Source organism: Acinetobacter venetianus RAG-1 = CIP 110063 (assembly GCF_000368585.1).
GTDB classification, from domain to species: Bacteria; Pseudomonadota; Gammaproteobacteria; order Pseudomonadales; family Moraxellaceae; genus Acinetobacter; species Acinetobacter venetianus.
The window spans coordinates 99,326-125,291 of the sequence record NZ_KB849558.1 but is presented as its reverse complement, the minus strand read 5'-3'; the positions used below and the strand labels follow the sequence as shown (position 1 = coordinate 125,291).

General features: G+C 38.6%; 22 protein-coding genes. 14 read left to right on the top strand and 8 right to left on the bottom strand.

Going from position 1 to position 25,966, the window contains the following annotated elements; genetic code table 11:
- Positions 1–39 precede the first annotated feature (39 nt).
- The 5 genes from F959_RS06050 to F959_RS06030 are packed head-to-tail and all read left to right on the top strand — an operon-like array spanning position 40 to position 5,630.
- On the top strand, positions 40–786 hold the full coding sequence (locus F959_RS06050) for a hypothetical protein (protein WP_004878388.1): 747 nt from the start codon (positions 40–42) through the stop codon (positions 784–786).
- Positions 787–1,689, top strand: a complete 903-nt coding sequence (locus F959_RS06045) for a hypothetical protein (protein ID WP_004878386.1) — start codon at positions 787–789, stop codon at positions 1,687–1,689.
- A complete protein-coding gene (locus F959_RS06040) occupies positions 1,676–2,926 on the top strand; it encodes a glycosyltransferase family 2 protein (RefSeq protein WP_004878385.1) in 1,251 nt (416 codons plus the stop codon). Before F959_RS06045 ends, F959_RS06040 begins: the two co-directional genes overlap by 14 nt.
- Entirely contained in the window at positions 2,927–4,774 is a 1,848-nt protein-coding gene (locus F959_RS06035) for a hypothetical protein (protein WP_004878384.1), read from the top strand. It abuts the gene before it with no gap.
- 55 nt (positions 4,775–4,829) lie between these two features.
- Positions 4,830–5,630, top strand: a complete 801-nt coding sequence (locus F959_RS06030) for an alpha-amylase family protein (RefSeq protein ID WP_017196730.1) — start codon at positions 4,830–4,832, stop codon at positions 5,628–5,630.
- On the opposite strand, the gene F959_RS06025 is transcribed toward F959_RS06030, so the two are convergent.
- Complete coding sequence (locus tag F959_RS06025) at positions 5,627–6,841, bottom strand: tetratricopeptide repeat protein (RefSeq protein WP_004878382.1); 1,215 nt, start codon at positions 6,839–6,841, stop codon at positions 5,627–5,629. The two genes, F959_RS06030 and F959_RS06025, sit on opposite strands and share 4 nt — an antisense overlap.
- 228 nt (positions 6,842–7,069) lie before the next feature.
- Between F959_RS06025 and F959_RS06020 the strand changes: the two genes are divergently transcribed.
- The 5 genes from F959_RS06020 to F959_RS06000 all read left to right on the top strand — a co-directional run bounded on the left by F959_RS06020 (position 7,070) and on the right by F959_RS06000 (position 12,332).
- Positions 7,070–7,771, top strand: coding sequence for a VIT1/CCC1 transporter family protein (locus tag F959_RS06020; RefSeq protein WP_004878381.1), 702 nt, complete (start codon positions 7,070–7,072; stop codon positions 7,769–7,771).
- Positions 7,772–7,953: 182 nt separating this feature from the next.
- Positions 7,954–8,406, top strand: coding sequence for a DUF2946 domain-containing protein (locus tag F959_RS06015; protein WP_004878380.1), 453 nt, complete (start codon positions 7,954–7,956; stop codon positions 8,404–8,406).
- A gap of 155 nt (positions 8,407–8,561) precedes the next feature.
- Positions 8,562–9,995 carry a cytochrome ubiquinol oxidase subunit I gene (locus F959_RS06010; protein WP_004878378.1) on the top strand — a complete coding sequence of 478 codons (1,434 nt, stop codon included), beginning with the start codon at positions 8,562–8,564 and terminating at the stop codon, positions 9,993–9,995.
- 2 nt (positions 9,996–9,997) lie between these two features.
- Positions 9,998–10,999 carry a cytochrome d ubiquinol oxidase subunit II gene (gene cydB, locus F959_RS06005; protein WP_004878377.1) on the top strand — a complete coding sequence of 334 codons (1,002 nt, stop codon included), beginning with the start codon at positions 9,998–10,000 and terminating at the stop codon, positions 10,997–10,999.
- Positions 11,000–11,288: 289 nt separating this feature from the next.
- Entirely contained in the window at positions 11,289–12,332 is a 1,044-nt protein-coding gene (locus F959_RS06000; RefSeq protein WP_004878375.1) for an NAD(P)H-dependent flavin oxidoreductase, read from the top strand.
- Between the two features lie 86 nt (positions 12,333–12,418).
- Here the strand turns inward: F959_RS06000 and ppk1 are convergent, their stop codons facing one another.
- Positions 12,419–14,497 carry a polyphosphate kinase 1 gene (gene ppk1 / locus F959_RS05995; RefSeq protein WP_004878374.1) on the bottom strand — a complete coding sequence of 693 codons (2,079 nt, stop codon included), beginning with the start codon at positions 14,495–14,497 and terminating at the stop codon, positions 12,419–12,421.
- A gap of 110 nt (positions 14,498–14,607) precedes the next feature.
- Positions 14,608–15,282: a monofunctional biosynthetic peptidoglycan transglycosylase gene (gene mtgA / locus F959_RS05990; protein ID WP_004878373.1), complete on the bottom strand. Its 675-nt coding sequence runs from the start codon at positions 15,280–15,282 to the stop codon at positions 14,608–14,610.
- 106 nt (positions 15,283–15,388) lie between these two features.
- On the opposite strand from mtgA, the gene F959_RS05985 reads away from it, so the two are divergent.
- Entirely contained in the window at positions 15,389–16,195 is an 807-nt protein-coding gene (locus F959_RS05985; RefSeq protein ID WP_004878372.1) for a rhomboid family intramembrane serine protease, read from the top strand.
- On the opposite strand, the gene F959_RS05980 is transcribed toward F959_RS05985, so the two are convergent.
- Positions 16,192–18,675, bottom strand: coding sequence for an ABC transporter permease (locus F959_RS05980; RefSeq protein WP_004878371.1), 2,484 nt, complete (start codon positions 18,673–18,675; stop codon positions 16,192–16,194). The genes F959_RS05985 and F959_RS05980 overlap by 4 nt on opposite strands.
- Positions 18,672–19,376: an ABC transporter ATP-binding protein gene (locus tag F959_RS05975; protein WP_004878370.1), complete on the bottom strand. Its 705-nt coding sequence runs from the start codon at positions 19,374–19,376 to the stop codon at positions 18,672–18,674. The genes F959_RS05980 and F959_RS05975 overlap by 4 nt, the downstream gene beginning before the upstream one ends.
- 42 nt (positions 19,377–19,418) lie before the next feature.
- Here F959_RS05975 and F959_RS05970 point away from each other — a divergent pair, with 42 nt between their 5' ends.
- Positions 19,419–20,042: an arylesterase gene (locus tag F959_RS05970; RefSeq protein WP_171056573.1), complete on the top strand. Its 624-nt coding sequence runs from the start codon at positions 19,419–19,421 to the stop codon at positions 20,040–20,042.
- 29 nt (positions 20,043–20,071) lie between these two features.
- Here the strand turns inward: F959_RS05970 and F959_RS05965 are convergent, their stop codons facing one another.
- Positions 20,072–20,686, bottom strand: a complete 615-nt coding sequence (locus F959_RS05965; RefSeq protein ID WP_004878368.1) for a carbonic anhydrase — start codon at positions 20,684–20,686, stop codon at positions 20,072–20,074.
- A gap of 236 nt (positions 20,687–20,922) precedes the next feature.
- Here F959_RS05965 and F959_RS05960 point away from each other — a divergent pair, with 236 nt between their 5' ends.
- Together F959_RS05960 and F959_RS05955 are read left to right on the top strand one after the other, a co-directional pair.
- Positions 20,923–21,936, top strand: coding sequence for an alpha/beta fold hydrolase (locus tag F959_RS05960; protein ID WP_029424850.1), 1,014 nt, complete (start codon positions 20,923–20,925; stop codon positions 21,934–21,936).
- Between the two features lie 23 nt (positions 21,937–21,959).
- Positions 21,960–22,967 (top strand): hypothetical protein, encoded by a 1,008-nt coding sequence (locus F959_RS05955; RefSeq protein ID WP_004878365.1) that lies wholly within the window; start codon positions 21,960–21,962, stop codon positions 22,965–22,967.
- Positions 22,968–22,999: 32 nt separating this feature from the next.
- Here the strand turns inward: F959_RS05955 and F959_RS05950 are convergent, their stop codons facing one another.
- Positions 23,000–25,009, bottom strand: a complete 2,010-nt coding sequence (locus tag F959_RS05950) for a ligand-gated channel protein (RefSeq protein ID WP_004878364.1) — start codon at positions 25,007–25,009, stop codon at positions 23,000–23,002.
- 226 nt (positions 25,010–25,235) lie between these two features.
- Positions 25,236–25,874, bottom strand: a complete 639-nt coding sequence (nfuA, locus tag F959_RS05945) for a Fe-S biogenesis protein NfuA (RefSeq protein ID WP_004878363.1) — start codon at positions 25,872–25,874, stop codon at positions 25,236–25,238.
- Between the last annotated feature and the right edge of the window lie 92 nt (positions 25,875–25,966).

Here is a 25,966-nt window from a genome sequence, read left to right as displayed (position 1 = left end):
AAATTAATCACAGAATAATTTAATAAAATTAAAACTATTATGCAAAAAAATCCTGCTCCAGCCCTCGTCTTATGGATTATCTCCTCTCAAATTTTTATGGGAATAATCGCATATGAGTGGCTGCCTGCAACTTATCGCGGTAGTTGGATTTTCCTATTGCTCTTATTAATCGCGGGTGCTTTTTTAAATGTCGGTTTAGCACTGATTTTAGGCTTAGTTGCATTCGTAAGTATGGCTGTTTATTTTGCCTTAGATTTAGCCAATCAAACCTATATTGAAAGACAGCTACTCTTACTTTTTGTGATTCCAATGGCACCAATTTTTATGAGTGCAGTACGTCATAATATTCAAAACGCCCTTAAAACTTATCGTGATATTCAAAGTTATGATCGAAACTATCAACATGATATTTTACCGTTAACAGCTTTAAATCATTTTCAGGTTGAATTACGCAAGTTATTGAAACTCACTCAAAAAGATCATTATAAAGTTTTTAGCATACATATCACTAACACTGTTCTTATCCGAGAAATGTTAGGTGAAGATATTTGGAAAGAAACTCAGAATAAGATCATGGAGATTTTATCAAGTGATCAAGACAGTGTCATTTATCATTTCATTAGTGAAGAGCTTAGTGAAATTAGAAGTATTGTCATTCATGAAAATAAATCAGATGATGACCTCTCCCCCCCTCTATTTGTACAACGCTTACAAGAACTAAGCGTGCTTAAGCTTCAAATTGAACAACACAATGAATGCGTTGCTCCTATTAGTGGAGATGCATAAATGTCAGTGATCGTAAACATTTGCGGAATATTAGTGGCAACCGCTAATTTCCCAGATCAAACCTTACAGGATTTTTATCAACAATATTATCATTGTAAAATTGAGCGTCGTTATGATGACTCATTAACGCAAATCCAATCTACTCAGGCAATTCCGCACTTTTTTTCAAAGCCTCCGACATGGTGGCCAGTATTCACTTCCGATCAATTACAGTCTGAAAGTTTTAAAAAGTTAGTTGAACACGGTATTAAGCCTGGTGTTATTTTACCCAATGAATATTTTAGTTTAATTGATTATATAAGAATTAAAAAAGCAGTGAGTGAAGGTGCTATTCCTGTTGCTTACTATCAAATGAAGCAATCAAGATACTTTGCATCTAAAGCGACTTTTTCTACTGCAATTGGTTTACGACCATTGGTTGCGTTTGTACAAACAGGCTGGGATGAAAACATCATTTCACAACCTGCGGGGAGTTATATCATCCAATCACAAGACGATGATTTAAATATTCCAGCTCGTGCCATCCAACGTAAACAACAATATTTTTATAACGCGACCACAGATGCGACATTAAGTTCAGGTTATCAAGTGATTATCAATCCTCCTGAGAACATGTCTCTAAATAATATTGAATATCCACAGCTTGGGATTTCTTGGAAAATACACAATACCAAGTTTCAAAGTACGCCTGAAAGAGTAAAAACCACTCCATCAGGTTATTTTTTAATAGTGATGAGCACTGTTGTTATCCCACTCGATTATATCTTTTCTGCCCGTTATCCAAGCTTGTTAAGCACATTTGGTAGTTCAATTTCATGGATTTCGTTATTACTCGGATGCACTTTATTGCTGATCCTGATTATGTCCATCATTCGTAGGAGAAGAATAAATGCCCGCAATTGATGTTCTTTTCTTATTTGGTTTTTTAGGTATTTGGATTCCCCAAGCCTTTTGGGCATGGCTCAGTTATCAAGCTTGGAAATACTCAAAAAATGCCGCCCGCGAACTCGAAAATATGCCTGTGCCTGAGCAATGGCCATTTTTAAGTGTCTTGATTCCCGCCTATAACGAAGGCGTTGTTATCGAAGATACTTTACATGCAATTGCACAACAAGATTATCCAGCTCATGCCTATGAAGTCTTACTGATCAATGATGGTTCTAAAGACAATACCTTAGAAATCGCGGAGCGCATGGCAGCAATTTATCCCTGTATTAAAATCGTCAATGTCCCTAAGGGTATGGGAGGAAAAGGTAAATCTCGCACTTTAAATAACGGTTTACCACATGCCAAAGGTGAATTAATCGTTGTTTATGATGCCGACAGTACACCTGAACCAGATTGCGTTCGTTTACTTGCTCAAACCTTAATTGCTGATAAAAAGTTAGTTGCGGTAAACGGTAAAGTTCGAACACGGAACTGGCGAGATAGTATTTTGACTCGCTTTATTGCAATTGAATTTATTTTCTTTCAGTGGATTTTCCAAGGTGGACGCTGGCAACGTTTTGAGCTCTCAACATTGATGGGAACCAACTATGTGATCTGGCGTGATGCCTTAGAAACCTTAGGTGGTTTCGATGAAAAATCGCTGGTAGATGATACAGAAATGAGCTTTAGGATTTTCTTGGGTCAGCGAAGAATCAAATGGGTGCCTTACGCGGTGGGTTGGCAACAAGACCCTCCTTCACTCAGCGTATTTATCAAACAACGTTCTCGTTGGACACAAGGTAACTTTTATGTAACCAGTAAATATTTACCTATTGCTTTAAGAAAACCTTTTCCAATTGGGATCGAGATCTTTAATAACATCATGTGCTATGTACTGTTTGTGCCAGCACTAATATGGAGTCATATCACGTTAAGCTTAGGCTTACTCGGTATTGCAGGGATCACACTTGCGGGTCCATTCACCTTACTTTGGGGCTTATCATTTTGCTTATATGTTGCCCAAATGTGGTTCACGCTTTCATTAGAAAGAGCAAAACCACAACTGTATTTCTTCTCAGTTTTATCCTATGTAACCTATTCCCAAATTTTCTTATTCATCGTTTTCAAAGCAGCATACGATATGTTGAAAAATAAAATACAGGGAAACTCATTACAGTGGTACAAAACTGAACGTAGCAAAGAGAGAAAATAAATGAAAAAAAATCCATTACATCATCAAGTATTGAAAGTTCTTTTAACCAGCGCAGCGCTCTCTTTGCCGATTTTATCCAATGCAGAGACATGGAATACTTGGACTTTTGACAATATTGATACCTCAAATAAATACACCATTGAGCCTCACTATTTCTATATCGGAAAAGGTTCAGAATGGCAAAGTATTCGTTTTAGCAGTGAATATGCTACTGAACACTACACATCTCTACTGGTGAAATATGATGACAAACTCATCTATAACACTATGCTTAACGGCACGGGTGAACTGAGTTTTAATATTCCTGCGAGTAAAAGTGGCTTCCATCGCCTTGATTTTATTCTGCAACAATATTCACCATCAACTTCACCTGCAGCGAATCGCACGACATTCTGTAGTGAAGATGTGGATCAAGTTACCTACCTAACCAACTCAAAAATAGATTATTTACGTCATCGCCCAGTTTACAAACTGAAAGACTTACCTGATGCCCTATTCAATCCACAAATTGTGCGTCCAACACCTTTTATCGGTGTTTTAAAATATAACCCCGCCAACTTAACTGAAGCTTCGATGCTTGGTCGCTTAGTGAGTGCATGGACGCCAGTTACTCAAATCAAATGGTACGAACAAAATGCGCCGACGAATCAACCTGCAAATTTCTTTATTGAACTGAAAAAGTCAGCGACACCTTTACCAAATGGTACATTTGCTCAAATTATTTTAAAGGATGATATTCCTACTTTAGAAATTCAATATGACCAACCTGAGAAATTAAAATCGGCAATCAATGGCTTACTCAATACTAGCTATTTAGATCAGTTAGATACTTCGGCAACATATCTTCCAAATAAAATTGCTGCGCCTAATTGGGCACAGTTGAAAGAAATTAAAACGCTTGCCGATCTAGGGATTAGTGATTTTCGATTAAACCAAGCTGAGAAAAATCTATTTTTAAACTTCCCTGCTGTTTGGCAACCAACCGATATCTTACAAGGTCAAATTGCACTTCGTGTACAAAGTGGTTTACTCGAAGGCTCAAATATCACCACGTGGATTGATGGTGGATTAGCAGGCAGTTTAAAAACTGCTGACTTGGCTTCTGATCCAGTCAATCGCCAATTCAACTACTTTGCTAAAAATATTTCTAATGACACAACGTTTAGCATGAAATTGGAAAACTCAGTGATTGTAAACTCACAATGTTTACCGACGGCAAAAGGTTCATTATGGATTGATACCCAAAAATCAACCGTAAAATTACCGCATAAAATGAAAAACGGTGTTGGATCACTCTCAGTAAGCTTTGCAACTCACCCAACCATCGCAATAGATAGCCATCCTGGTAGTTTAGAAATGGCGATTGCAATTAGTCAAACAGCCAAGAAAATGTTAATGACCAATGATCCTGTGCCATTAAACCTAGTGAAATTTGACAATGCCAAACCAGAAGTCTTAAACGTTCAAGTCAATCCAAATATATATCGACAACAAGTTTTGATGCACCCTGACGTGATATATGCACCAGCAACTGCACGTGGTTTTTTGGTGAGTTCACATGATCAACGTTTTGATGTTATCACAGACTCGTTAGAGGGAGCACAGAACTTCACACGACTTTGGGATAAAATTCAGCATGACATTCCAAATAATGCCAGCAAGATTTTAATTGCCGAAAATGGCCAAGTTTTTATTTTGCAAAAAATCATCGTTGGTAATCAAAAAGCGCCTTTAGTACAACAATCTTCATTTTTCATCTTGATTGTTACTATCTCTACGATCATTATACTGGTGATTCTATTCTGGTATTGGCGAAAACGACGCAATGACAATAACAAGGCCGACTAAAAAAAAATCAATTATAATTGGCCTTATTCTCTCAGCGCTAATTGTCTCAGGTTGTATGCGCAGTAGCCCTGTCATACAACCTCCTCAAATCGAAGGTATGTTTTGGCAACCTGACCTAGCCACAACAGCCCCTAAGGGAAATTGGGACTTATTAGGGGTAAATACTTTTGTTCCACAGTGGTCGATTGTTGAATCAAAATCTTGGTTTGATCTCGATATGGATTTTCCCAAATGGGAAAAGAATATCAACTTAAAAAAGCTGAATCAAAAACCGTGGGCAGAAAACATTATTTTAGGTCTTGCTGGTGAATATGATGAAAAAACAGCACGAGCAAATGTTGTAAATCTGGCAACACACTCAAAAAAAATTATTGAGCAAACTCAATCATACCCGCTTAAAGGATATTACTTCCCCGTAGAAGCAGATCCAACATGGATTTGTGTAGACGATCTAGCTAAAGCGATTAATATTCTAGCCAAGCCAGTCTGGATCAGTATTTATAGCGCTGAGCAAACACCACATCACTTAGATTCTTGGTTAAGAAGTTGGTTACCTGAGCATACTGGTGTGTTCTTTCAGGATGGCGTCGGTGTAGGAACTCGTACTCCTGAACAAGCAAGAAAGACTTTGGAACAGCTTCAACTTGAGTTTGGTAAAGAACATATCATTATTGTATTAGAAGCATTTAGGCCAAAGAAAAATGGACAATTTCGTTCAGCATATCCTTGGGAAATCGCTGAACAATTAAAAGCTTATGAAGGTCAAAAAGTTTATATTTTTGACGGCCCACATTACATGAACCGCTGGACTGTTTATGCTGTTACGCTATGGTATAAATTGCGTTATGGTTCTTAAAAATCCTTATAAAAAACAAGTTCGGTACGGGTATTGTTATAGCTGTCAGTACCATCCGCCAAAGCATCTTTAAAGTAGTTCCCATATAGACGTTCAACACGAATTTTCACAGGTATGTAGTTAAATGGTTGCCATGCCACACCAGCTCCATATTCAAATAAGTTATTGTAGTTTTCACCTTTTGAATCGGCTAAGGCATGTAATTTGCCATAGGCCTGTACCGTACCAGCTTCACCTCGATATACATTAAAACCTGAACGTAATCTCAAATCAGCAATCACGTTATAGTCCTCTCTGGAATAACTCGCTATGTTTCCATATAAGTCAGTAAAATAGTCATTCCAAACTGTACGTTGCTCAAGAGCTGGATTGGCATACCACTCTTGATAACCTGTTACACCACCGACCACACTTTCACGGAATTTATCGCGATTACGATCAATCAGATCATAACTGCCACCGATTTCTAAATAAGCTCGAAGTGGTATTGATGTCCAAGGTTGGTAATTGGCACCAACACCGACAGTTACAGCATTCTCATCGATAATTTCTGGTCGAACACCACCTTTAGACTTTGTATCTCGGTTAAGGTTTATAAAACCATAAACTTGTGTACGTCCATTATCTAAGTTTTTCCCATAGCGCATTTTTAATGGAAAAATAAAATCATCATAACGTGACTCATATGATGGAGCGAAATAGATATCTTTAAATGTTGGTTTTACAGCACCACCGCTTAAATTACGTACCGCCTCTTGTGCTTTACTCGCAATTTCTGGGTTATTTGAAGTTGTTAAATCCTTAAAAATCGGCAGTGCATCTTTGTCTTTTTGGAGCTGATTCAATAGATAGGCTTGTTGCAATTTAAGTTGATCATCCTGCGGATCAAGTTTTGAGGCTTGTTGTACGCTCTGAAGTGCTAGCTTCTGCTTATTTAGTCGAATTTGTAGATAAGTTAAGCTTTTCCAAACCTTTACATCTTGAGGTGTAAGCTCGCTCAACTCTAGTAAAACTTTTTCAGCCTGTTCTGGCTGATTTGGCTCAAGCTTATAAAACTGATCCCAACGATCATAAATTGGGTTACCTGGCTTATACTCAGCATCACCTTCTTTGACAAAAGTAGTCTCAGCACTGAATGCAAATTGAAAAGGAAACATTAAACTGAAAGCTAATAATGAATAAGTTATGGGCTTTTTCTTGGAATAGTTCATCTTATATCTCAACTAAAAGCACTCAGCGCAACTACCACGAATAGTAGATTAAACAAAGAGTTAAAACGGCGAATTATTCACATATTATAACTAAACAGCTGTTCTGGTATCGTTAAAATAAGTTATTTTATAAGTAAGTTAAGTTGATGAATCATTGATAAAACTAAAATAACACTTGAATACATCACTTTTTAGATAACCAACAATATTTTATATAAGAGTAAAATTATGTCGCATTCTCACCACTCTGAAATCCATGTTATGCAGCGTTCTGGCTGGCTTCGTGCAGCCGTACTTGGTGCAAATGATGGAATTATCTCTGTAACTAGTTTAATTATGGGGATGGCAGCCAGTGGCGCTAGCTCACATACACTTTTAATTACCTGTATTGCTGGGCTAATTTCTGGTGCTACATCTATGGCTGCTGGAGAATATATTTCTGTTAAATCACAAGAAGATATTGAGAAATCTGATCTACGCTCAGAAGCCCATGAACTTGAGAAAAACCCTCATGCCGAGCTAAAAGAATTAACTCAAATTTATATTTCACGTGGTTTAAGCCCTGAACTAGCCCATGAAGTTGCCGTCCAGTTAACTGCTCATGACGCGCTTGGTGCACATGCACGTGATGAAATTGGTATCCATGAAAATACCGCAGCAAACCCTGTGCAAGCAGCACTTTCATCAGCTGCATCATTTTCATGTGGTGCAGCCCTCCCCATGTTAGCGATTCTACTCAGTTCGCATGAATGGGTAGCGCATTCTGTATTAATTACAGGTGTCATTTCCCTTGCGGTTTTAGGTGCTTTATCGAGTTATTTTGCTAGAACATCAATGCTCAAAGGCAGCGTACGCATCACTTTGTGGGGAATTTTAGCAATGGCATTTTCAGCATGGGTCGGTTCTTTATTCAACGTTCAACCCATATAAGAAACTATAGCAAAATCATTATGTAATAAATCACATTTAAAAATAATAATATATGTAATTTATAAGTAAGATTTTTCTAAAATTTAGGTGTATGATGACTACTAATCGAAAGTTGAGTTAGCCAGTAAGAATTACTTGAAATCTCAACTTACTGGTTTGAAATACCAATGTAGAGAAGTGTCTTGATACATCGACTTGGGATATTGTTTGCTTTTGCAACAATAGCATTACAGATAGCTGTCTTCTTGCAGCCTCTATTGCCAGAGAAATATCAAATTTCTCCAGCTTGTGAGACTGTAACGCATTTGTCTTCCCAAATGAAACATGAACACACTGCTCACTCAGCACATGTATCACATCAAAATCCTTTAGAACATAATCACGCAACAAGCGATCATGTACATTTTGATTCGACACATCATTCGCATCAACACGACTTTAACCATCAATGTCCATTCTGTTTCTTTTATGGGCATTTAGTTGCTCCTCCAACACTTGGGGTTAAAGAAGTTTTTGTTCGCTTACAAGTCCGCTTTTTACACTTATATCAAGTTTTTATTGCGTTATTTTTCTCATTACAACGCTTATTTCTCATCCCCCAAGGTCGAGCCCCACCTTTTGCTTTCTCAATGTAATCATTTATTTAACTAAATTATTGAGAAAGTGAGTTTTATATGCTTTATCGAATTTCTTTTGCTGATCAACAGCAAGAGCGAGACAAACACATCGCTAAAAAAGTGTCTGTTGAACCAGTTTTTCAACGATTCAATCATCCGTTGGAGGGCTCATTATGGACTTAGGTTTAACAGCGTTAGAGTTAGCACGTATCCAATTTGCCTTTACAGTCTCGTTTCATATTATTTTTCCTGCAACGTCAATCGGTCTTGCTTGTTTTTTAGCAGTTCTAGAATGGAAATGGCTACGTAGTCATAATCCAATCTATCAAGACCTCTATAAATATTGGCTCAAAATCTTTGCCGTGACATTTGGTATGGGTGTGGTTTCTGGGGTCGTTATGAGCTATCAGTTTGGGACAAACTGGAGTGAGTTTTCTCGAATTGCAGGAAGTATTACTGGGCCACTGCTGACCTATGAAGTATTGTCCGCCTTTTTCCTTGAAGCAGGATTTTTAGGAATCATGCTATTTGGTTGGGGACGAGTCAGTGAAAAAGCCCATTTCTTTGCAACGTTCATGGTAGCAATTGGCACCTGTATTTCCATGTTTTGGATTTTGTCTTCAAACAGTTGGATGCAAACGCCACAAGGCTTCAGCATCGAAGATGGCATCATTGTGCCTCAAGATTGGTTTGCGATTGTCTTTAACCCATCATTTCCGTATCGCTTTGCACATATGGCGGTTGCAGCTTTTCTAGTCTCTGCGTTAGTTATCGCAGCAACAGCGGCTTGGCATTTAATTCGCGGTCGTCGAGATGAGTTAGTAAAGAAATCCTTCTCTATGGCGATGTGGATGATCTTATTCGCAGCACCTGCGCAAGTCTTAATCGGCGATCATCACGGTTTGAATACCTTAAAGTATCAACCAGCTAAGTTAGCAGCGATGGAAGGCCACTGGGAAACAAATGTCGATGAACCAATGCCTCTCTATTTGTTTGGTATTCCAGATATGCAAGAAGAAACCACTAAATATGCTGTGGGCATTCCTTATTTAGGTAGCTTGATTCTAACCCATAGTCTCGATGGTGAAGTCAAAGGGTTGAAAGAGTTTGCCCCTGAAGATCGTCCAAATTCAACTTTAGTTTTCTGGAGCTTCCGTATCATGGTTGGTCTAGGAACACTGATGGTTTTACTGGCTGTGGTTGGCTTATGGTTGCGCAAAAAAGAACGAATTTATGAGAACAAATGGTTTCATAAGTTCGCCTTAATCATGGGGCCAACGGGTTATATTGCGTTACTTGCTGGATGGTTTACCACTGAAATTGGCCGCCAACCTTGGGTTGTATATGGTGTCCTGCGTACAGAGGATGCTTTGTCGAATGTTTCTGCAAATCAAGTCGGTATTACGCTGATTATCTTTGTATTGGTTTATACCGTTGTCTTTGGAACAGGTATCTATTACATCCTTAAACTCATGTACAAAGGCCCTCAATTCATTCATACCCCTGTTGAAGAACAAGGTGGTGTTGGACACTTTAGAACGCCAATGCGCCCACTCAGTGCGGTTGAGGATAGCCTCGAAACCAAAGATCAGACGAAAGGAGAATAAGGATGGATATTTCTCTCATTTGGGCCATGATCATCGCGCTAGGCGTATTGATCTACGTCATTTTGGATGGCTTCGATCTTGGTATCGGCATCCTGTTCCCATTTATTAAGGGACAACAAGAACGTGATGTGATGATGAATACCGTTGCACCAGTCTGGGATGGTAATGAAACGTGGATGGTACTGGGCGGTGCTGGGCTATTTGCAGCCTTTCCAATTGTCTATGCAACTGTTTTATCTGCGCTATATATGCCGATTACCTTGATGGTAATTGCGCTAATTTTTAGGGGGGTTGCGTTCGAGTTTCGCTTTAAAGCAAATCGTTCAAAAGCATTATGGGATATGGCTTTTATTTGCGGTTCAACCTTAGCAAGTTTTCTACAAGGTGTGATTTTAGGTGCTTACATTCAAGGTTTAGAAACTGAAAATGGGATCTTTGTCGGTGGTAGTTTGGATTGGCTAACACCCTTTTCTCTCTTTACAGGTTTAGGCGTTGTGATCATGTATGCCGCATTGGGTTGCGGATGGTTAATTTTGAAAACTGATGATGGTTTACAAGATCGAATGTATCAATTGATGCCTAAATTAATCTTTGCACTGTTCGTTATTTTCGCAGCCGTCAGTTTATATACTCCTTACAGCCAACCTGCTATTGCTGAAAAATGGTTTGCAATTCCACAACTGATCTATTTCAGTCCTGTTCCTATTTTAGTGGTTATTTTTACGTTCTTGACATGGCAAGCTTGTCTAAAAAGGAGTGAATACAAACCTTTCATTTATACCTTGATGCTGATGTTCTTGGCTTACTCTGGCTTTGTCATTACTCTATGGCCAAACATTATTCCTCCATCTGTTACCATTTGGGAAGCTGCCGCACCGCGAGATAGTCAGGTCTTTGCATTAATTGGTGCATTGATCATGATCCCAATTATTTTGGTATACACCTTTTGGGGATATTGGATTTTTAGAGATAAAGTCCGTGTTGGCGATCAAGGCTACCACTGAGGTGAAATACAATGAAATCATCACAAATCAAATGGTTTATCGGCTTATGGATCTTGGGTTTTGTAGGTTTAGCGATTATTGCTGGCCTATTTAAAGCACTACTGGTTCTAGCCTATCAATAAGCAATAACATTGTCAGATGTTTGGTTAATTTATTAGCCAAACATCTTTTATTTTCAGATAGATAAACAATCCACGTATCTCCATTCTAAAAAGAAATAACCAGTATTATTTGCTATTTTTTTGATATTTAAGCTATGTTGAATCAAAACCAATTAGGTATATATGACATGACAATTTTAGAATTATTAGAAATTAAACATCCTATTTTTCTTGCACCAATGGCTGGTGTTTCTACACCTGAACTTGCTGCTGAAGTTTCTAATCAGGGAGCTTTAGGTTCATTGGGTTTAGGCGCGAATACATCTTCGGCAGCTAAGGAGCTGATTTTAAAAACTCAAGCGCTAACTGAAAAACCATTCCAAGTCAACTTTTTCTGTCATCAATCTGAATCACTCAATCCAGACATCGCACAGCAATGGATTGAATATATTGCGCCACATTTTGAAAAATTTGGCACAACACCACCGACACAACTGAACTGTATTTATCCAAGCTTTTTGGATAGTGATGATTTCTTAAATATTGTTTTAGAAACTCAACCAAAAGCAGTGAGTTTCCATTTTGGGATTCCCCATCCTCATCAAATTAAAGCATTAAAAGATGAAGGTATTATCACAATGGTATCTGCAACTAACTTGATCGAAGCACAGCAAATTGAAGCTGCTGGAATTGATCTGATTATTGCTCAAGGGATTGAAGCAGGTGGGCATCGAGGAATATTTAATCAACATTTTGATGCTGCAATCAAAACCTTAGATCTGGTGCAGCTAATTTCTAAACATTGCACAACACCTGTAATTGCTGCTGGTGGCATCATGAATGGCGAACAGGCAAAGCAGATGTTGAAAGCTGGTGCTTCAGCCGTTCAATTAGGCACAGCCTTTGTTCAATGTAAAAGCTCAAGTGCGAATGCTGCATATCGTAAAGCATTATTTAATCAAAATATTACCCAAATTAGTGCTAGCTTATCAGGTCGCCCTGCACGAGGTCTGATCGGGACTTGGCATACTGAAATTGATCGTCCTAACCGACCAAATGTACCTGCCTACCCATACACATATGATTTAGCCAAACAGTTGATGGCGATTGCCAATCAACAACATGATTTTAGTTATGGTGCATTTTGGGCAGGTAGTAATGTTGCTCAAATTCGGGAACTCGAAGCAGCCGATCTAGTAAACCAATTGGTTTTAGAAATCAAAAGTAACTAAACAGACAATAAAAAACCGATCTCAAATCGATCGGTTTTTGAAAGGTATCTTGTAAAAACGCTTATACAAGATGCCTAATTTTTTAATTACTTAATCGCATCTAACAAAGTCTGTTGAGCGTTATGCGGTTCCTCACCTTCCACAAGTTTAGCGCGTTCCCAAACGCCATCACCTTGCAACAACCACGCTTGTTGATTGTCTTTTAGATAGTTCAATAAACCTAGTTGATAGATACGTTTTTTCAAAACTGGATCTTCAATCGGAAAGCATGCTTCTACACGGTTGAATAAGTTACGATCCATCCAATCTGCACTTGAACCATAAATACGTGGATTACCATTATTACTAAAATAAAACACGCGTGTATGTTCTAGGAAACGTCCCACGATTGAGCGAACACGAATATTTTCAGATAAATTTGGCAAACCCGGGCGTAAACAACAAATCGAACGAATGATCAAATCAATTTGTACACCCGCTTGTGAAGCTTCATACAATTTATTAATGAGCTGAACTTCGGTGAGTGCATTCACCTTCACAATAATCTGTGCAGGTTTACCGGCTTTTACATTGGCAATTTCATCGTCAATGAAGTTAATCAGTTGAGCATGTAAAGTGAATGGTGCATGAAGCAGCTTTTTCGGCTTCGCCATTTTCCCCATACCAGTCAATTCTTGGAAAATACGGTGCACATCTTCGCAGACATCTTTATCTGTCGTCATCAAACCATAATCGGTATAAATACGCGCATTACCCGCATGATAGTTACCTGTTCCCAAATGAACATAGCGTACTAATTTATTATTTTCACGGCGTACCACTAAAATCATTTTGGCGTGAGTCTTATAGCCTACAATGCCATATACAACGACTGCACCTGCTTCTTGCAATACGTTAGCAACCTCGATATTTGACTCTTCATCAAAACGAGCACGCAACTCAATAACTGCGGTCACTTCCTTACCATTACGTGCAGCTTCGGCAAGTACTTGTACAATTTCAGAATCCACACCACTACGATAAAGTGTTTGCTTGATTGCAAGCACTTGTGGATCACGCGCTGCTTCACGTAACAATTGAATGACTGGTGCAAATGATTCAAATGGATGATGCAATAGAATATCTTGCTTTTGCATTGCAGCAAAAATGCTTTCCGATTTTTTGAATGCTTTTGGAATCACAGGTGTATGTGAGTCATAACGTAAATGCGGACGTTTAAAATTTGAAAGTAAACGCGCTAAATTTACCGGCCCATCAACACGATAAAGCTGCTCTTCGTTTAAGTCGAACTCGTCCAATAAATATTCATAAATATGTTTTGGACAATTATGCGTTACTTCTAAACGTACCGCTCGACCAAAACGACGTGAACTCAATTCACCTTTTAGTGCTTTAGCAAGATCTTCAACATCTTCATTCAATGCTAAATCAGCATTACGCGTCACACGGAATTGATAACAACCTGTTGCTGTCATGCCTGGGAATAGATCAGAAACATGCTCGTGAATAATCGCAGAAAGCATGACATGGTGTTCTTTACCATCAGTCAGCTCATCTGGTAAACGAACAACACGAGGCAGTGAACGCGGTGCAGGAACAACGGCTAAATCAATTTGACGACCAAAGGCATCTTTGCCTTCTAAGGTGACAATGAAGTTCAAGCTTTTATTGACTAAGCGAGGAAATGGATGCGCTGGATCAAGGCTGATTGGTGTCAATACTGGCGCAACTTGCTCTTGGAAATACTTCTTAATCCAAGCAGATTGCGCAGGTGTTAACTCGCCACGACGTAAGAAGCAAATATCTTCTTCACGTAACTTCGGTAAGATTTCTTCATTTAAAATACGATATTGGCGTTCGATTGCCGCATGTGCAGTTCTAGAAATTTCATCCAAAACTTGTTTAGGTGTCAAACCATCAGGAGTGCGACTTTCATTGCCTAAAGTCAGTTGCTCCATCATGCCAGCAACACGAATCTCGAAAAACTCGTCTAAATTACGCGAAAAGATGAGTAAGAAATTCATCCGCTCTAACAAGGGATGGAGTGGATCAACCGCCTGTTCTAGTACACGTAAATGGAAATCGAGAATCGAAAGTTCACGATTTATATAACGATCGTTGTAACTATATTCTATGGGCGCTGTTGTCGTCACTGCAGTATTCATACCGAACCTTATCGCTTTAATTTATCAAGTGATCGTTTAAGTATGCTGCAAAATTATGTCATTTTGGTAAAAAAGCCCAAAAATATTAGGCTTTTTTTAAATAAAATGAACTATTGAGGAATTTGTGTACCATTCATATATTTTAAAATGACACGTTTGCGATATTGCAACTTACGATCATTTCTATGGTCTTGGTAATATTTAGGATTCGGTAATAAAGCAGCTAAAAATGCAGCTTGTTCACGCGTTAAACTTTTTGCACTTTTTCCATAATAAAACTGAGTTGCCGCCTCAACGCCATAAATATTTTGTCCAAACTCCACAGAGTTCATATATACCTCTAGGATTCGACGCTTTGACCACATACGCTCCATCATCCAAGTGGCTACGGCTTCCTGACCTTTACGGATGAATGATCGTTGATTGTAGAGAAATAAGTTCTTAGCAAGTTGTTGTGAGATCGTAGAGCCGCCTGCGACCACTTCACCTTTTTCACTATTCCGTTCTAAAGCATGTTGGATACCCGCCCAATCAAAGCCATGATGATGAATAAACTTCGCATCTTCACCAGCTAAGATCGCATGCTTGAAGTTATCACTAATGTCATCGTAATCACGCCATTCTTGCTGAATAGGCTTGAAATCCGACCAATAATCTAGCCGCATGAACATTGTTGTTTGAACAGGATGTGTTCTCCACCACACCAAGCTAGAAAAAATCCATAGCTGGATGAGCAGAATTACCCCAATAATCAACATGCCTGTACGTGCTAAAAAGGCTTTCATTAAAGTGCTTCACTCCTTCGGACATCGGCGTTATGACATATGATCCATGTCTCGTCCCATCAATTCATGCTAAGCTATTTTTCATATTCATGGCTAGCTCAAACATATGACTGAAACGACTCCACCACAAATCAATCAAAAATTGCAAATACAAACATGGTGGTTTACTGCAATTTTAATTGCGGTCAATGTTGGATTATTTGGTTGGCAAATCCTTACAGGTGTGAATATTACCGACCCATCCCCTATGGATGCAATCGCTTGGGGTGCTGATTTTACACCACTCACCTTTTCGGGTGAGCCTGAACGCCTTTTTAGCAGCATGTTTTTCCATTTTGGATTGATCCATTTAATGTTAAATATGTGGGCACTCTATATATTTGGCAGTGTCGCTGAGCAGTTATTTGGTCGTTCCTATTATATCGGTATGTATTTTCTTGCGGGTTTGATGGGAAGTGTACTTTCTAGCTATCTGAGTATTCGTGACGGTTATCAACTCTTACAACATTTTGACCCAAGCTTGCTCCCTCATATCAGTGCAGGTGCATCAGGAGCAGTCATGGGGCTGGGCGCAGCACTGACCGCTGTTTCATTATTTCCAGCATTACCAAGACAACGTTTTTGGTTAGATAAAAAATCTCTAGTTATGGTGATGGCGATCAACCTAATCTTTGGTTTTACGGTTTCAGGAATTAACAATGCAGCCCATATCGGCGGCATGATCATGGGGGCATTGCTTGCAAGTCTTTGGTATTTCGCTCAAAAGACCCAACGTAAAGTTGCTATACAAATGATTGCACTGGTTCTGTGTAGCGTATTACTTGCTGGATTTTATTTTTATTGTACGCAGTTAAGTACAGGTCTCACCCCATTATGGGATGAGATTCTGCGTCAAAATCAACTGACTTTTTAAGATTGATTGATTTCTCTTAAACTTTGTAATGGCGGAATATCGCATAAATAACTCAGACGATATCGTCCAATTAAAGTACATACCAGCATCATAGCTAAAGGTAAAATAAACCAAATTTCTGGATGCAATTGGACTGCCATTTGCATCTTATAACTTGCAATTGCACTGATTACTTCTGCAAATAAACACGCCACAACACCCGCAAGTAAACCAATAAAACCAATCTCTAAGCTGAGCATCCGCTTTAATTTATTTTTAGCGACACCAAATGAACGCAATAATGCAACCTCTTTGCGGCGCTCATCCATTAATACATTTAAGCAGGCAATTAAAACCAACACACCTGACATGCCAACAAGCACAGCCAATACCGTCACGATCTGAACCAATACATTCATCAAGCGTTTAACTTCATCCAATATCCGCCCAACATCAATAAATACCGTATTGGAAAATTGCTGAATGAGCTGTACCATTTTTGGCTGATCGACTGTCGGAACATAAAAACTGCCTAAATAACTTCCTGCATTTTCATCCATGGTTTGAGGAGAGAAAATAAAGAAGAAATTGGGGCTAAAACTTTCCCATTCCACTGAGCGAAGATTAATTACTTTGGCTTCTAATATCCCCTCAGGCAAGCTAAAGCGTAATTGATCACCAATTTTGATGCCTAACTCAGTGGCTAGTTTTTCTTCAACAGAAACTTGCCCTACCGCACTGAAATTTGCTTTGCCTTGTGTAATGACATTGTCCGTCGGATATGCACTCGCTTGCGTCAGATTCAATTCACGTCGAAGTGAATTATTTTGCTTAATCAACTCAGGAGAAAATGCCTGATTATTCTTCGCAATTAATCGCCCTCGAATGTTTGGATATAGTGGTGTTGAAGACCAGTTATTCTGCTCAAGCTGTTGTTTAAATTGAGGCATATCAAATGGAGGTAAACCATATACAAATTGGTTTGGCGTTCCCTCTGGTAATTGTTGCTGCCAACGTTGCAATAAATCTGTTCTTAATACGCTCAGCACTGTAATTAAGCTTAAACCAAGTGCTAATGCCGTGATTTGTAAAGCTGTTTGATGCGGTATACGTACATAAGCTGACAAAGGATGCTTTAATCGTTTAATGGCTTTTAACAGCAACCAGATCATCGCAAAAAGCACAGTACATAGCACAAGAATCGCCACTAAAACCAAAAGGCTTAACTTTAAATTATCGCTTAACACCAAACTAAAAATGATAAGACTAGAAATCCCCACAGCGAACATCGCCACATAGGACTTACGAGAACGTTCTTGTTGACGAATGACTCGAATAGGCGGAGTGTTTAACAGCTCCCAAATACTTGGCAGAATAAAACCGATCAACACCATTACACTGGTAAAAATGGCGATAGGCAAAGCCATGAGTAAATCACTTAGCGCAAAGCTCAGCTGCAATTGAGGAATCAACTGTAGCATTAACTGCAACAATCCATATCCCAATCCAATCCCAATCAAACTACCAAGTGCAATCGAAATCAAACTCACAATCCCAAGCAAAATAATGTAAGCCGATAAAATCTGACTCTTACTCGCGCCTAAACAGCGCATCAGTGCAATATGATCTTGATTTTGTTGTACATAACGCTGGCTCGTTAAAGCAATCGCAATACCACATAGCAGGATCGTCAAAAGATTGGCAAGCTGTAGAAAAGTATCTAAATTCTCTATGGGCTTCATCAATCTTGTATTGGATTGACTTGCATCTCGTAACTTAAGTGATGTTTGTTCGGCTGCTTCTGCTTGTGACTCTACTTTTTGATTATCGGATTCAGGGTCAATTTGTTGCTTAAATATCTTCTTATAAACATCGACAGCATTTGGTTCTCCAGCCATCAATAAGCGATATTCGATACGACTACCAACTTGAATTGCATTAGTTTTAGAAATATCAGCTTGATGAATAATCACGGTTGGAGAAAAACCTGAGAACCCAAGCTCTTGATTTGAATCATGTTCAATGAGACCTGTGACTTTAAACTCGCCATCAGCAATTGCAACATTATCCTCCAATTTAACGCCGAGAAGATCCATCGCACGGGGACTCAGCCACACCTCTCCTTGTTTTATTTGCTGAGCTTTTGGTGCAATCTCAAGCTGCCCACGAAGCGGAAAAGCGCCATCAATGGCTTTGACATTCACCATGACAAATTGATCTTGAGTATGCGCCATTGAACCAAACAGCGTGACCGAAGCCTGTTTTAAATTGAGTTTTTTTGCCTGTTCATGCCAATTTTCTTGAATCGGTTGATTATCAGATAGAACGAGATCCGCACCCAGCATTTCAGCAGCTTGAAGCGTTACTGCATTCTGAACTTGAGTATTACTGAACTTTAAAGCGGTTGTCGCACTAATAGCCAATGACAGTGCAATGATCAGTAAATATAAACCACCTGTGCGAAAGCTTTGTAACAGTAAAGGTTTCAGGATCGAGTTCATATTCTCTCCTCAGCCTTTACAATTTCTTGAATCTGACCATCCACAAGTTTGACATGACGTTGACACAGCGCTGCTAAATTTTGATCATGTGTTACCAGCACTAAAGTCGTGCCCAACTCACGATTTAAATCAAATAATAGTTGTTCAATTTCTTCCGCTGTTTGCCCATCCAAGTTGCCTGTAGGTTCATCTGCAAAAATAATTTTTGGCTCAGCAATCAATGCTCGTGCAATGGCAACGCGTTGTTGCTCACCACCCGATAAGACTTTAGGTGTTTGTTGAGCCTGACGACTTAATCCAACTCGCTCTAACCAAGCCAAAGCCTTTTGCTCAGCTTGTTTAAAATGAAAATTAGGCTGTAGACGCAAAGGTAACATCACATTTTCCAATGCGCTAAGCTGGGGCAACAATTGAAATGATTGGAAAACAAAACCAATATTCTCCAAGCGAACCTGCGCTCGTTGCTCTTCAGTCAACGAATGCACAGCCTTTCCACACACCCATAATTCACCGTCACTCGGACGATCTAGTGTTGCTAAAATACCGAGTAAAGTCGATTTCCCTGAACCTGAACGTCCTGTAATGGCAATTTGCTCACCTGCATAAATCTCTAAATCAATCTCTTTTAAGATGGTTAGATTTTGCTGATTAATTTGAATATTTTGTGTAACTTTTTGGGCAGAAATAATCGCTTGTGGCATGATGTCACGTATCCTTTAGGACAAATTTGAAGTGCTATGCAAATATCTAAAGTTATCTTGTCGGTATCAAAAACGCTTGGAACAATCACTCTATGTTTAGTACCAACACTGGTTTCTGCAAAGACTATTTTAATTTTGGGTGATAGCCTGAGTGCAGGTTATGGTATTGATGCAAAACAAGGTTGGGTTCATTTACTCCAACAACGCTTAAACCAACAGTATCTGAAACAACATAAAGTGGTCAATGCAAGTGTCAGTGGAGAAACAACAAGTGGTGCGCTGGCGAGACTGCCAAAACTACTACAGACCTATAAACCAGAAATTGTTGTGATCGAACTAGGCGGTAATGATGGTTTACGCGGTCAGCCACCGCAAATGATTCAAAAAAACTTGGCACAATTGGTACAACTCAGTCAGAAACAAAAAGCCAAAGTTTTACTGTTTGGTATGAAGATACCACCAAACTATGGAACAGCGTATAGCACTGCCTTTGAAAATAATTATAAAGTTGTAAGTCAGCAATATAAGATCAAGCTCTTACCATTTTTTCTTGAAGGTGTAGCGGGAAATAAAAGTTTGATCCAAAACGATCAAATCCATCCGAATGCGAAAGCTCAACCGATTCTACTCAATCTCGCCTACCCATACATAAAAGGTGCTTTATAAGCACCTTTTATGACGAAATATATGAGTCGTTAGAAATCAAAAAAAATCACTTCACCAGTTTCTAAAGAATACTCAGCACCCACTACAATCAATTTGCCTTTTTCAATCAAGCTTTCAAGCACTGCTGAGCCGTGACGTAATTGATTCACAGATGCAAATACATTTGAACGAACAGCATGTGCAGACAATTTTTTCAAATCATCCTTTAATTCAGTCTGCATTAAAATTTCGACAGAAGGACGCACACGATTGACAATCGACATTAGATTTGACGATGGTGGTTGATCTGGATTTTTTAAGGTATCAATCGTTGCTTGAATCGCACCACAGTGGCTATGACCCAATACAACAACAACGGCGCAATCATAACGCTCAGCTGCGAACTCAACACTTCCGACTTGCGATGGCGCAACAACATTGCCCGCAACACGAATAACGAATAAATCCCCTAACCCTTGGTCAAATACCATTTCAGCTGGTACTCGAGAATCTGAACATCCTAAAACAATTGCAAAGGGATTTTGTTCACTGGCCATTTCGGCGCGCTCTTGGTGAGAGAGTAGTTTCTGTTGGGTTGCTTCCCCTTTCACAAAACGGGCATTACCTGCTTTTAATCGTTCTAGCGTTTCTTGGGCGGTGAGCATGCTTAAATCCATCTATGATTGACATGAAAAAATAGTTTAATGTGGACATGTTCGAAAGTCACTGACAAAAATAAAAACTCTCAAGTTAAAGGCTGTCGTTTTCATCAAGGAAATAGTGGAAATTTACTCATTTCATTGGCAAGAATTTCCAGACCCTTGTAGATTATGCAAATGACTCAGCTGGAAACTTCAACAATAATCAATTGGTTTAAAAATAAATCAAGGATAGAACAATGATGATGAATACTCTATTACCGATACCATTTCGTAAAACATTTACAGCTTTTTTACTCAGTTGTAGCCTTGGGGCGATGGCAATTCAAACCACACAAGCTGCTGAAATTGAAATGAGTTTTCAAAATTTATTACAACAAGAACGTGCTTGGGCAGGCTTACAAACCAAAACTTTAAAAGTTGGTGATATTACGTGGTCATATAGTGAAGGTGGACAAGCTGGTAAGCCAATTGTGATTCTAATTCACGGCTTAGCTGGAAGTCGTGATAACTGGAATCGTGTGGCACATGCTTTAACGGCAAATTATCATGTGATCATTCCTGATCTGCCTGCCAGTGGTGAAACAAAAGTCCCTAAAGAATTTGATTATTCCGTTCCAAACGTCACAGAAAAATTACGTCGTTTTATTGAAGCTGCAAATCTTACAGGCCCAGCTCATATCGCAGGACATTCTTTAGGTGGCTCAATTGCAATGCTCTACGCTGGTCAGTATCCATTCGAAACGAAAAGCCTGTTTTTAATCGATGCCGCAGGTGTTTATAAGTCAGCGACCACACCTTACCTAAAAGATCCAGCTCAAGTGAAAAATATGATCGTGAGCAAGAAAGGTGATTTTAATTACTTAATGCAACAAGCGATGTACTCACCACCATTCATTCCAAAAGAAATTGCGCAAGCACAAGAAAAAATGATGATTGGGCAAGTTGAAGAAACACAAAAGATGGTTGATCAAATTATTGCACTCAATAAGCTCTTTACACCTGACTCTTTTGCTTTACTTGCGAAATCAATTGATGCCCCAACGCTGATTTTATGGGGTAAACAAGATAAAATTATTAATGTTGAAGTAGCACCTGAGTTAAAATCCCTGCTGAAAAATGCACAGACCCCAGTGATTCTGGATAATGTTGGTCACATGCCAATCTTAGAAGCAGATCAATTGGTGGTTCAGCAATATTTACCATTTTTAAGCAAGATTCAGGCTCAAAAACCTGCAACTGCACCATCACCATAATTTAAATCATTATCTGAGCTTTTATGTCTAAACATCCAATGATAGAACAATTGATTGATGCACAACTTGATTTTTTAGATCATGAATTTGCACAAGCGGAAACCATTCAACATGAGTTTAAGCAGTTCTATCATTGGTTACGCTTACAACAACTTCAGCATATTTGGTCATTTGAACAGATTATTGATCTGATCGAAAAACAAATTTTAGCGACACCTGCGAGTTCTTTTTTAATCGAACAGATTTCGGAACATATCCGATTTGCTTTAATTCATCCTTTAAACGATCAAACTACAATCGAAGATGTGATTCCAGTACTGACCATTGATTCAATCGCGCAATACGTTGCGAGTAAAAGTGGTCATCGTCAACGGCTCATTAAAACCATTGTCAATAATCCTGCGTTCTCAGCATTAGTAACTCAACTGATCCAACACTCAATTCAGGATTATTTAGATAACTCTGTTATCTCTAAACGTGTACCTGGTGTGGGTCACTTTATGAAAATGGGAAAATCTGTTTTAGAAACAGTCACTGACTCAAACCTAAATGATACTATCGGGCATTATTTACAAAAGAACATTTTGAAGATTAGCCAAATGAGTGAAAATGTTTTAAATCAACACTTTAATGATGAAAAACTATATCATTTTCAGGCAAATCTTTGGCATAAAATTAAAGTCATGCCATTATCAGTTTTACGTAATTATTTAGAAGTTCAGGATTTACCCAAAACCGTAGGTATGGGACATGAAATTTGGGAGCATATTCGTCAAACACCGTATTTAAAACAGCAAGTCCATGACGGTGTTTATGCATGGTATGCACGCAATCAAGAGCGAAGCTTTGATCTGCTGTTACGTGATCTCAATATTGATGAAGACTTAATTCAAAATGAGCTAAGCAAATTATTAGCACCAGTTTTAAAGCAAGTGATTGAAACAGATTATTTAAGAGAACGAGCACGTTCTTATTTAGAAAAGTTTTATTATTCTGAACAAGTGATGAGTATTTTAAAACAAGAAAGATAAGGCAAATTCACCTTACCTTTCTTGCAATCAACTTAGAAGCTATAAGTCACACCGATATTATAACGACGACCATCTAAAACATAGTTATAGGTATCTTTATCAATCTCTTTGTCAAATAAATTATAAACACCTGCTGCAACTGCGATGTTTTGTGTTGGCTTATAGTTCAATCCAACATCAACCATCGTATAAGCAGGTTTACCTTTTGCCATTGCGGTACGACTCAAATAATCAGATGTTTTACTGCGATAGTTGACACGTCCCCAGCTTGAGAATTGATCATTAATTTCCCAGTCAGCAGTTGTATTGAACATATGCTTTGGCATTTCATTTAAAGGTTTTCCTTTATTGATACCACTTTTTTGCTCTGTATCCGTGAAGGTATAATTTGCAGATACATTTACATTTGGCAGAGCCTGCCAACCAAACGTTACTTCCGCACCACGCATGCTCGCTTTATCAACATTCTCACGTAAGCTGACAAAGTCAAATTTTTCACCTAACCAATCGCACTCTAACGCACCAACATTTTCACCCTGACAAGTTCTAACTTCAGTGATCTTATCTTTAAACTCACTATTAAATAATGTTAGCCCAGCATTTAAGTTATCTAAATTATCCCAATTAAATGACACTTCATAGTTCACACTTTTCTCTGGTTTTAGATCAGGATTACCGACAATAACTCCCTTACTTTGTCCGCCGCCTGTTGCTTGTCCCCATTCAGCAACAGTTGCACGCAATGCTGGTGTTTTATAACCTGTAGATACACCACCTTTGATCACCCAGTTATCATTTAAACCCCAAACGCCATAAACCTTTGGACTCCAATGATCACCAAATTTCTCGTCTTCATCTAGACGTAATGAAGTTGTCAAAGTGAAATCATCCACAATGTTCCATGCATTTTCAGCAAATAGAGCCCAGCTATAACGATCTAAGCTAGAAACAGGTGTAGAACCACCGATGCTTAATTGATTGCCCTTATCTTCTAATTCTTCTTTTAAATACATCCCACCAAAGCTGAGACTGTGACGATCAAAATTAATTTTATTGATTGTATTAAATGTCGTATTAATCGCTTCCATATTACGTGATGGATTTTCATTTTCCTCACGTTGAATATAAGAATGTGTTTCCACTGCACCAAGTGTACCACGGTGTGTCAAACTGTATTCTGTACGGTAATAATCTGTGAGTGAGTTTACTGGTGGATTTCTGCCTGTTTGAATTGGCGAAATACTGTTGCCAACCGTTGCATCACGATTTTGAATTGAACGTTGATATTCCAAATCAAAAGTATGTTGATCATTTGGCGTAAGTGTTAATGCTGCCCCACCTGCACGAATTTTTTGCTCACTATAACCCCCATAAATTTCATCTTCATCACGTTGCGAATATAAACCATTGGCCTTGAAAGATAAAAGATTTGCAATTAAAGGGCCTGCAATATATGCATTGGTTTGATAAATATTTCCTGATTTTGAGTTTTCTTGTAATGTCGTATCTAGCTTAATTGATCCAGTCCATTCATTGGTATTTTTCTTGGTAATAATGTTAATTACCCCGCCCATGGCATCAGAACCATATAAGCCTGACATTGGACCACGAATCACTTCAATTCGCTCAATCGCACCAATATTAGGTAACCATCCCTGTTCAATTCCAGAGTTATCACTATTTGGTCTTACAGAACGCGTGTTTACTTTTTTTCCATCAACCATGATGACTGTGTAAGCACTCCCCATACCACGGATACTAATATCACTTGAACTTCCACCGCCTGTTACCACAACCCCAGGTACATCTTTCAATGCATCAGTGACATCGCGATAAGCTTTTTTATTAATTTCTTCTTGTGTGAGAACTGAAATAGAAGCAGCAGCTTTTTTAATATCTTGCTCAAAGCCACTTGCTGTGATCACAATTTTTTCTAGTTGAGTAACTTCGTTTGTCTGAGTGTCGTTCGCATTTGCGATTGCAATCATATTACCAAGAACAGAAATGGCGAGTAGTGATTGACGAGCTAATTTATTGGACATATTCCCACCTAAACATGACAAATCTTAAGATTTGCTTAAAAAATTTAGGAGAATTCTAACAAAAAATAAATAAAACTCAATACAAATGATAATTATTATTATTTATATATTCATCTTTTTTGTTCTACATCTTGTTATGAAACAAAGAAAAATATTTACTGATGTTTTTCTGACATGAAAAAAGCCCTCGAAAGGGCCTTTTCCAATAGATGATATTTCAAGTTTTTTACTTAAAATATGCGCCTTCTGCTTGGCTATGGTCAGTTTGATCAACGACACGCTGTAACTCAGGAACGTGTTGCTTTAATGTGGTTTCAACACCTTGCTTTAAAGTTACATCAATCGCTGAACAGCCTTGGCAACCACCACCGAATTTTAATACAGCAGTTAGACCGTGTTCTGCATCATCCTGAACTTCAACAAGACTACAGTTACCACCATGCCCTTCTAAGCTCGGGTTAATTTCAGATTGAAGTACATAAGTAATGCGCTCTTCAATTGAAGCATCTGGACCAACACGTGGAACCTTCGAATTAGGTGCACGGAATGTTAATTGTCCACCAAAACGATCTTTATTGTAGTCAATTACAGCATCAAGCAAATATGGAATTGATGGTGCATCTACATAAGCTGGAAAGTCTGGATAATCCTGCTTATAGTCTGTTGGCACAACTTCTTCAGGTGCACTATAAGCCATACAACACTCTGCACGTGGTGTACCCGGATGCTCTACAAAAACACGAACGCCAATTCCTGGAGTATTTTGCTTTGCTAATAAATCACGTAAATACTCTTGTGCAGAGGGAGTAATCAAAAGGTTTGGAATTTCTTCTGCGACAGCAGTGTTGGTGTTCTCAGTCGACATAACAATAATCCTCAAGCTGATGTCGTTATATTAACCGAAGATGGAGGGTAATAAAAAAAAATCAACCATTTTTGTAGGAATTATATGCAAGA

Excerpts from the sequence above, each read along its gene's own strand:
- F959_RS06050 (WP_004878388.1), top strand. The coding sequence starts at position 40 with ATGCAAAAAAATCCTGCTCCAGCCCTCGTCTTATGGATTATCTCCTCT.
- F959_RS06045 (WP_004878386.1), top strand. The coding sequence starts at position 787 with ATGTCAGTGATCGTAAACATTTGCGGAATATTAGTGGCAACCGCTAAT.
- F959_RS06040 (WP_004878385.1), top strand. The coding sequence starts at position 1,676 with ATGCCCGCAATTGATGTTCTTTTCTTATTTGGTTTTTTAGGTATTTGG.
- F959_RS06035 (WP_004878384.1), top strand. The coding sequence starts at position 2,927 with ATGAAAAAAAATCCATTACATCATCAAGTATTGAAAGTTCTTTTAACC.
- F959_RS06030 (WP_017196730.1), top strand. The coding sequence starts at position 4,830 with ATGCGCAGTAGCCCTGTCATACAACCTCCTCAAATCGAAGGTATGTTT.
- F959_RS06025 (WP_004878382.1), bottom strand. The coding sequence starts at position 6,841 with ATGAACTATTCCAAGAAAAAGCCCATAACTTATTCATTATTAGCTTTC.
- F959_RS06020 (WP_004878381.1), top strand. The coding sequence starts at position 7,070 with ATGTCGCATTCTCACCACTCTGAAATCCATGTTATGCAGCGTTCTGGC.
- F959_RS06010 (WP_004878378.1), top strand. The coding sequence starts at position 8,562 with ATGGACTTAGGTTTAACAGCGTTAGAGTTAGCACGTATCCAATTTGCC.
- cydB (WP_004878377.1), top strand. The coding sequence starts at position 9,998 with ATGGATATTTCTCTCATTTGGGCCATGATCATCGCGCTAGGCGTATTG.
- F959_RS06000 (WP_004878375.1), top strand. The coding sequence starts at position 11,289 with ATGACAATTTTAGAATTATTAGAAATTAAACATCCTATTTTTCTTGCA.
- ppk1 (WP_004878374.1), bottom strand. The coding sequence starts at position 14,497 with ATGAATACTGCAGTGACGACAACAGCGCCCATAGAATATAGTTACAAC.
- mtgA (WP_004878373.1), bottom strand. The coding sequence starts at position 15,282 with ATGAAAGCCTTTTTAGCACGTACAGGCATGTTGATTATTGGGGTAATT.
- F959_RS05985 (WP_004878372.1), top strand. The coding sequence starts at position 15,389 with ATGACTGAAACGACTCCACCACAAATCAATCAAAAATTGCAAATACAA.
- F959_RS05980 (WP_004878371.1), bottom strand. The coding sequence starts at position 18,675 with ATGAACTCGATCCTGAAACCTTTACTGTTACAAAGCTTTCGCACAGGT.
- F959_RS05975 (WP_004878370.1), bottom strand. The coding sequence starts at position 19,376 with ATGCCACAAGCGATTATTTCTGCCCAAAAAGTTACACAAAATATTCAA.
- F959_RS05965 (WP_004878368.1), bottom strand. The coding sequence starts at position 20,686 with ATGCTCACCGCCCAAGAAACGCTAGAACGATTAAAAGCAGGTAATGCC.
- F959_RS05960 (WP_029424850.1), top strand. The coding sequence starts at position 20,923 with ATGATGAATACTCTATTACCGATACCATTTCGTAAAACATTTACAGCT.
- F959_RS05955 (WP_004878365.1), top strand. The coding sequence starts at position 21,960 with ATGTCTAAACATCCAATGATAGAACAATTGATTGATGCACAACTTGAT.
- F959_RS05950 (WP_004878364.1), bottom strand. The coding sequence starts at position 25,009 with ATGTCCAATAAATTAGCTCGTCAATCACTACTCGCCATTTCTGTTCTT.
- nfuA (WP_004878363.1), bottom strand. The coding sequence starts at position 25,874 with ATGTCGACTGAGAACACCAACACTGCTGTCGCAGAAGAAATTCCAAAC.